Annotated in this window: 9 protein-coding genes and 1 pseudogene; 2 read left to right on the forward strand and 8 right to left on the reverse strand. The window is 36.4% G+C overall.

All coding sequences use genetic code 11. From position 1 onward, the window contains the following. Positions 1-134: 134 nt before the first annotated feature. The 3 genes and pseudogenes from ABXH34_RS16455 to ABXH34_RS16465 form a co-directional block, all read right to left on the reverse strand. Positions 135-269, reverse strand: a pseudogene (locus ABXH34_RS16455) (IS1 family transposase); the annotation flags it as partial. After that, the gene (locus ABXH34_RS16460) at positions 246-572 is read right to left on the reverse strand and encodes a hypothetical protein (protein ID WP_353572975.1); all 327 of its coding nucleotides are present in this window, start codon (positions 570-572) and stop codon (positions 246-248) included. The pseudogene ABXH34_RS16455 and the gene ABXH34_RS16460, both read right to left, overlap by 24 nt. Positions 573-729: 157 nt before the next feature. After that, a complete protein-coding gene (locus tag ABXH34_RS16465) occupies positions 730-1,218 on the reverse strand; it encodes a protein YgfX (RefSeq protein ID WP_353572976.1) in 489 nt (162 codons plus the stop codon). A 148-nt stretch (positions 1,219-1,366) separates the two neighbouring features. Between ABXH34_RS16465 and ABXH34_RS16470 the strand changes: the two genes are divergently transcribed. Both ABXH34_RS16470 and ABXH34_RS16475 read left to right on the forward strand, forming a co-directional pair. Beyond that, positions 1,367-2,077 carry a hypothetical protein gene (locus ABXH34_RS16470; RefSeq protein WP_353572977.1) on the forward strand — a complete coding sequence of 237 codons (711 nt, stop codon included), beginning with the start codon at positions 1,367-1,369 and terminating at the stop codon, positions 2,075-2,077. Positions 2,078-2,087: 10 nt separating this feature from the next. Next, positions 2,088-2,624 (forward strand): FlgO family outer membrane protein, encoded by a 537-nt coding sequence (locus ABXH34_RS16475; protein WP_353572978.1) that lies wholly within the window; start codon positions 2,088-2,090, stop codon positions 2,622-2,624. Between the two features lie 237 nt (positions 2,625-2,861). Here ABXH34_RS16475 and ABXH34_RS16480 read toward each other — a convergent pair whose 3' ends face one another. From ABXH34_RS16480 to ABXH34_RS16500, 5 genes are all read right to left on the reverse strand, one after another. Continuing rightward, a complete protein-coding gene (locus ABXH34_RS16480) occupies positions 2,862-5,057 on the reverse strand; it encodes a glycosyltransferase (protein ID WP_353572979.1) in 2,196 nt (731 codons plus the stop codon). Between the two features lie 55 nt (positions 5,058-5,112). Continuing rightward, the gene (locus ABXH34_RS16485; protein ID WP_353572980.1) at positions 5,113-5,484 is read right to left on the reverse strand and encodes a hypothetical protein; all 372 of its coding nucleotides are present in this window, start codon (positions 5,482-5,484) and stop codon (positions 5,113-5,115) included. 90 nt (positions 5,485-5,574) lie between these two features. Then, positions 5,575-6,642, reverse strand: a complete 1,068-nt coding sequence (locus tag ABXH34_RS16490; RefSeq protein WP_353572981.1) for a COR domain-containing protein — start codon at positions 6,640-6,642, stop codon at positions 5,575-5,577. Between the two features lie 105 nt (positions 6,643-6,747). Then, positions 6,748-7,083 (reverse strand): P-loop NTPase family protein, encoded by a 336-nt coding sequence (locus ABXH34_RS16495; RefSeq protein ID WP_353572982.1) that lies wholly within the window; start codon positions 7,081-7,083, stop codon positions 6,748-6,750. Between the two features lie 217 nt (positions 7,084-7,300). Continuing rightward, entirely contained in the window at positions 7,301-7,708 is a 408-nt protein-coding gene (locus ABXH34_RS16500; RefSeq protein WP_353572983.1) for a leucine-rich repeat domain-containing protein, read from the reverse strand. Positions 7,709-7,794 lie beyond the last annotated feature (86 nt).

Below are 7,794 nucleotides of genomic sequence, written 5' to 3' on the forward strand. Positions count from 1 at the left end.
TTGCTATACTGTCTGAAAGCTAAGCAGCAAAACGCCCGTTTGGTGCGGTTTTTAGTAAATGCTCAAATTAAAAAATGGGGTGCGGAATGTCGGTTTTATCTAGATAAACAAGAATTATAATACTGAACAAAATTTCATATAGCCCCAATGTGGTTATCAATCTTTTTGGAAAAGGATAGAGTTTTGCGAACAAGTCTGGAAATGCGTTGACGTAGAGTCGGATTCAAACGTTCTATGTAGCTGGTTTAACCCGTTTCTTTCCCCACAGCTTGGTATCGTTTGGGGGGTAATGAATCCCATAATGCTTTAGCCCCATCTCGACTTCTGTCGCCAATATGTAAACCAATAATTTGGCGGGTTGGTACATCTAAAGCGACCAGTTTATTGCCTTTGTTGTCTACAAATGACCACAGCTCATCCATTTGAACTGTGAATTTAGCCTTTTTTCTGTCCGCTACCTTTAGTTTTTGGGTCGTTTGTGCGTATTTTTCGTTTACATAGCGCTGTAGCCAACTTTCTGATATTCCTAATACCCGAAATGTCCCTGATAATGCGATTTTCTCCAATTTCACACAATTTGCTGAACTACATTTTGGACATGTTGATATTCTTTGCTCTTAATTTATTGATTTAAAATATAATATTAATATATCACTACTTGTCTAGGACTACCGGATTTACTTTGTTTGACTCTGCATACACATAATGTGCGTAAGATGAACGATTGGTTTAAGAAAATGGGTGTTTTATCCTTACTCTTAAACGTCGAAAAATATCTTTGTCCAGCATGTCATTCCATAGGATTAGACTGGCCGATTTATTGGTGTCTAATATTTTGGCATTGATAATCACGATTAAAGGATGTGCATAACTATAATGACTCAGCACTATCGCTCGTTGACCATTTTGTAATAATAAATATTCTGTAGGCGGGTCGCCCGTTTCAATTTCCTGTAAAATAACCAAGCGGCTGTTGTACAATGGATGCTGAATAAAACATAAGTCATGCCGATAGGTTCGCCATGCACTGAACATCACAGAAAAACCAAGAATAGAACTCATTGTAAGTATTGGCCAATCCGTATAAAAATAGCTAATTACAATTAAAATCAGCAATGCACCAACATGTAGCCCCAACATAAATGAGGCAAACCTCAGTGAAAATTGAGGGCAAATAGAAATCTCTTTTGCTAAAATACTATCAATGGGCTGAAACATAGTGTTGATAAAGATTAAGTTAGAAATAACATGAAACTAGCTCAAATACTTGTGATAATACCTAAAAAATCGCTCGCATCCTATTAAAAAGTATGGTTAAATACGTCACTACACTACCTTACCTGAATTTGAAACTGAGGGTTTCTTTATGAAAAGTTACTCCATTATTGCCTTGATTATATTAGCAATAGGGCTGAGTTCTTGTAGTCACCGTCCCATACCTGTTGCTACTTCTTATAAGAGCTCTACCCAGCAAAAAATGCAAGCGGCGCATCATTGGAATGTGTTGGCAGCGCATGTTGCAAAACGTCTTAAAGATACACTTGATGTCACCTTTCCCGACATTAATACACAGCCACCTATCCATATTCGTTTTACCAAAGATCATGAAGAAATTCCATTTGGCAAAGCGTTTTATCACATGTTGCGTACCCGCTTATTACAAAAAGGCGTGGTTGTCACAACAGATACTGAATACAAAGATACATTGCTATTAGATTTTGATATGCAAGTGGTACATCATAAAGATCGCCGTTTAACTTACCCCCCTCCAGGCACTTTTTCAGCTTTGGCAGGTAGCGTGTGGCTAGTTTCAAAAGCGATTGATGATTGGACTTATCCAGAAGCGGCTATTTTGCCTTTTGCTTTGGTTGCTGATGTTGGTTTAGCAATGGATTATTACTTACCGGGTGAAACCAATACAGAGGTGATTATTTCAACCTCAGTAACCATGGGTAATCAATACGTTTTCGGTGATACAGGTATTTACTACATCAATACTGGTGATGATGACCATTATTTTATGGCTGGTCGTAAGTTCCCTGTTGTGAGTTGTTCTCAAAATAGCACATGTCCATAGGTAGTTAACCATGAAAAAAGCTTTTGCACTACTTTGGTTTGCATTATTTTCTATTGCACTCGTGGGTTGTAGTAATCCTAAAAAAAATGATCCTATTGATTTGCCGTTGATTGATGAAAGTTATAAAGCGGCTGAAAGATTGATGAAAAAAGCACCTAGGCTCTATGTTGATTATGATAAACCGATTTTAGTTGCGAGTTTTGTCAATATTGATAATGTGCAACATTCTTCAACTTTAGGTCGTTTAATTTCTGAGCAGATTAAATCACGTGTGGCACAATTAGGCTATAAAGTGATAGAAGTGAAATTGCGAGACAGTGTTTTTGTACAAAAACGCAATGGTGAATTGTTATTATCTCGGGAAATCTTGGATATTACCCAGATTCATGATGCTCATGCGGTGATTGTTGGAACTTATGGCATGATTCGAGAAGCTCAAAAAACTTATGTCAATGCACAGTTGATTCGTGCCAAAGACAATGTGATTTTGTCTTCTTATGACTTTACCTTGCCATTAGTTAAGATTCGCCAACAGCCTCGTTACTAAGCATCATTTCCAAACATTTTAGTTTTATCAGGACTTCCAATTTTTGATACTGGTTGTCCTGTAAGCTAAAAAATCTGATCGGGATATTGTCTTGTCTGCGATGATGGAGCAAAATGCTTAGCATCCAACCACTGCTCCATCCCAATGAACAACAACTCATCAGATTTACAATTCAATCCCCAAACTTTCTCAACGGCTCAATGAATACAACCAAACTAAGTTGAGTTCAATATGAATTTAGTGTTGTTCATGTTGCAAAACGGCAATTAAATGTGTTGGCTTAATTTTTCCTTGCTCAATTAACATTTGATCTATCGCCTGTACTTGGTCAATAAATGCCACATCATCATTATTATGCTCATCAAAATGATGGCCAAATGCTCGCTCAATAAACACATCAATCAAATTGCCATAAGCCAAACATAACTCAAATTTAAACACCTCAGATAACAACGGCACAATCATTTTAGCCTCAGTACCTTCAAACCCAATATGTGAATAATCATGATTAACAAACCAGTTTTCTTGCTGTTGGGTTAAAACATTAAACCTATATTGGTCTGGCAATTGTGACCATAAGGCGGGAATATAAGGTAACACCTCGGTTGCACGTTGATGACCTGTCTCACCAATCATGTCTACAATTACTAATCTTCCTTGTGAATGCAATGCTGCTTGTAAATGCTCAATAATTTGATTTAAATCACTGGCTCGATGTAAAGCATGATTTGCTAAGATGACATGATATGATTGCGCTGGTTGCCATGTTGTTAAATCAGCCAATTGAAATTGTAATTTATCAGCCATATTTCTATTTTTTGCTAATTGATTTAGTTTTTCGATGTTTTCAGCATCAGAATTTAAACCATGTAATACGAAATTCTGCACACCTTGCTGCTGCAATTGTTTGATTAACATCAATTCAAATTGACCATCATGACTGGCAATATTGGCAAAATAACAAATTTCATTTTTAAATGTATGACATTGTTTTGCTAAAGTTTGAATAAAAAGCTGATCTACAGTTTCAAAGCCTAATTCACGTTGTCTAGGGGCAAGGTAATAACATGACCAATAATGAAAAATGATAGGTAAATCATGTGAATTACTGGCGGTTTTATCCGAAACTTGGAAAAAGATTTGATAATCTGATTCTAAATGATGCGCCGCTTTGTCGGGTGCTGTAAGCGGTGAGCAATGTTGACTTGTTAAAACCTCACGCCATTTTTGATAGAATTTCTTATGATTAATAACTTGGAAGGCTTTAAAACCTTGAGTCACGTCTGTGCCCGAGGTAATGCCCTCATGATGAATCACTTGCGAATCATGGCAATACATCACTTTATAACCCTTGGAACGCGCAGTAAAACATAAATCAGTATCTTCATAATAAGCAGGCGCGTAGCGATTATCAAAACCACCCCAATGCCGCCATAATTCAGTGCGAATCATCAAACTTGCACCAGAACAATAATCCACTTCACGATTCTGATTGAAATGTGGGAAACTGGGGTCTTGCAAACGTCCATAATTACAACCACTTGCATCATTGAAAATAATCCCACCCGCTTCTTGTAAACGCCCATCAGGATAAATTAATTTTGAACCAACGATGCCAACCTCTGTATCTCGCTCAAACATTTCCAACATTTTAGATAAATAGCCTGTTCGAACTTGGGTATCATTGTTGAGCAATAAGATAAATCCACCCGTTGCCAGCGCCGCCCCTTGCTGACATGCGCCAACAAAACCTTTGTTATCTTTATTATTAACGACTCGAAATCCACCACCATGTAATTGATTTAAAAATGCTTCGGTTTCATCGCTAGAGGCATTATTTAGAATAATCACTTCTTTACTGATTTCAGGATCAGTCTCTACCACCGTCAATAAACAATTATAGGTATAAGCCACTTTATTAAATACGGGAATCACAATGCTGACTTGAGGATGTTCCATTGCGGGTAAACTTAAAGGTTCAAAATGCGGTCGATTAAATAGGCGTTTCAGGCCACGGGCTTGTTTGAATGGATCAATAAATGGAGGAGTCGGCTCAGTGCACCAAATTGCCACTTCATTGTGTTCATCTGCATCTTCACAGGAAAGTGTCATCATTAACGATTTTTGCTTAGGAACTACAATCGGTTTGTCTAATAAAATATCTATATATTCATTATCTTGCAGTTTGGATAAATTAAATTTGTGTTGATGATAATCTGCAAATTGGATGGTCAGATGACAATGATTAACCCGACAATAAGTACCCAATCTCAATCGAATACCCGCAATCGTTTTTTGCTCGGGGGTGATTTCAAATTGTAGCTGGGTATCAGATGTTAATGCGATGGGAATATCGCCATAAAATGTTTGGGAAAATGCTTTTGAATCAGCGTCTAATAACGCTATTGCAGGCTGCTTATTTTGGATTAACATTGTTATTTGGTTAGATTTATGAGCAATCTGCAAATGATAACCCAAAATGACATAATTAACCCGTCAAACTTTGCTGTAGTGTGTCTATTTGAATTGGATAAGTTAACGTGGTAAGCAAAATTGTTGGGAAACGTTGGCATAAACGCTGTAAGTGATGCTGTTCTTCTTGATGTACAAATAAAATCAGGTGCGTTGTCGGTGATTTACCTACAATCAATGCCATCAAAGAATCAATATTGCTAATAAATGAACCGTATTTAGGGGCAAAGTTAAATTCAGCAACAATAACAGATGGGAAGTCTTTTTTTAATAAACCCAAAGCTTTGCGCATAGTATTGGCTTTTTCAACTTGGAAGCCTACTTGTTGATACAGCGATGTGAAATCAGCATAGCCTCCGACTTCGACAATGGATAATAGTTGGGACACAGTGAATCCTAAAATGATGCGACAATAAGAAAGTCTAAAAGAATTGTGGCGAAAAGTCATTTGCTATTGGTTGATGTTTGGGTCAGTTTCTTATGTGTTTTTAAGTTGTTCGAGTAATTTTGCTTTTTGTTCAGGGGTGAGACTAGAAAATTGTTGGTCGAGTTGTTGTTCTACATTATCGCCTTGATTGAGATTAGAATTATTTATATCATCTGCTTGCATTACATTAATATTTATATTTTTCTCTTGTGGCTTATATTCGCTAAGTACATCGCCTAGTAATTTTTGAATATCGAGCATTACACCGCTATGATCGCATTGGCTCGCTGAAATACCTTTGCTTTTGAGATTGAGTAAGGATTTGTAGGTATGAAAATAGGGTTGTTGTTGGTTATGACATTCATAACAGTTGCAAGGAATTAGTTTTTGCACTTTTAGGTTGTAATAGCTGTCGTGTATTTTGTCCCATTCATGCAGCACAATAGTTGCAAGTTCTCGGCGGTTTTTGCCTTGAATGCGGATGTGAATTTCTCGTTTTTCATATTCTTCTGTGATTTCGGCGCGAGTTTCATCTTTTTGTAACACCACGCCTTCTTTCCATACCCGTTGTTGTTTATCTTCGATACTTTTGTGCATGGCGACGATGAATTGGGTCATCATGCCTTTGGGCATAAATTCGTAGTCGTAGCGTAAAATGGTGTTATTGTTTTCATTCCAATCGAAATCAGGTTGTTTTGTTGGCAGGATTTGTGGCGCAATATAAGTATCGCAATATTCAAGCTTGTAGCACAGTTTGAAGTTCATCATCAGTTGTAACAATTCGTCGTGCATATTGTCGTATTTTGCGGCTTGCCAAATATAGCTTAAATCAGTTTTGCTGAATCTGCCATGATTGTTTTTGACTCGTTGATTATCTAATACTTTGTAAACTGCATCTGTTCCCCATTCAGGCTTTAAGATCAAGGTTTTGTTGAGTAATGGGTCGTTTTGGAAATGTAAGCATGTACCTAAATCGTGTAAATAGCCAGACAATTGTAGTTTATCTTCTCGGCGTTTGAAGCCATGTTGTTCACAGATATTTAGAAATTCATTTAAGCTAATATAGTTTTGCGTCTCGTTTTCCAGTGCAAGGCGCACATCAACCCATGTTTTTGGCAAAGTTTGACCCACATGCGGCAGTCTTTTAAGTTCAAATTGTAATTGTTCAAGAATCGAGTTTAAATTTCGGTTGTTTTTTAAATTGGTGCTTTCAATGTGTTTAAGTTATGCAAAGCGACCTTTAAGACGTGGTTCATTGATTTTGCATTGGCGGTCTTGTTTTTCATTTTTGATGATAATAATCGGGCTGTCATCTGCTAATAATTCAATGATTTGTAGCCAGTATTCAAATCTTACATCTTCTTTGCGTGTATCAGCGACTAGAACATAAAGTGAACGTTTTGTGAGGAAAAATTGATGTGTAGAATGGTAAATTTCTTGACCGCCAAAGTCCCATATATGTGCGATAAATTGCTTGTTTTCGTTAATTGGGAATTGATATTTTAAAATGTCTATACCTTGGGGTCGTTTTTTCTTCAGGTTTAAGGGCATAGTTTGCATCAAGGATTTTGTTTGCAAGTGAAGTTTTGCCTGCCCCACCTTCTCCAAGAATTAATACTTTAGCTTCATAAATTTGATCTTGTTTTTCCAATGATTGACGTAAATAGCTAAGAATTGCTGTATAGTCAATTTCGGTTTATATGTTAGGACTGGCAGTCCTTTTACACTTTAAATATCAATCAGTTTCAAAATCTAGGACTGCCAGTCTTGTATCACTTTAGAATAAAATGACTATAGTTCCTTGTGCAATAATTTCAGGCTGTGGAAACTTTAACGGATTATTTTTTAAAGATAGTTCTCTCAATTTATATAGTTTCCCAAACGAAGCTGGTAGCTTTTTTAACCGGTTATTGTCTAACTTTAGCCCTCTCAAATTTTGTAACTGTCCTAATGAAGCTGGTAACTCTTTTAACCAGTTATGATGTAAATATAAGTGACTCAAATTTTGTAATTGCTCAAAGGAATTTGGTAAGTATTCAATTTTATTGTTAGCTATAGATAATAGCGATAAATTTTTTAGTAAAAAAATGCTCTGAGGAATAGAGTAAAAACTATTACGATCTAAATGCAACCCAATAACATTATTACTTTGATCTACTGCGTAGCTATTTCTTATAGAACCCATTTGACATCTTTAATAAAGTGTTAAACTGAAAAGAAAAGTAAGATTGGATTGAGAAAAAATGGGATATACAAGCAGCTTAACAGACA

The sequence above is a fragment of the Candidatus Albibeggiatoa sp. nov. BB20 genome, assembly GCA_016744725.1.
Classification (GTDB): domain Bacteria; phylum Pseudomonadota; class Gammaproteobacteria; order Beggiatoales; family Beggiatoaceae; genus Albibeggiatoa.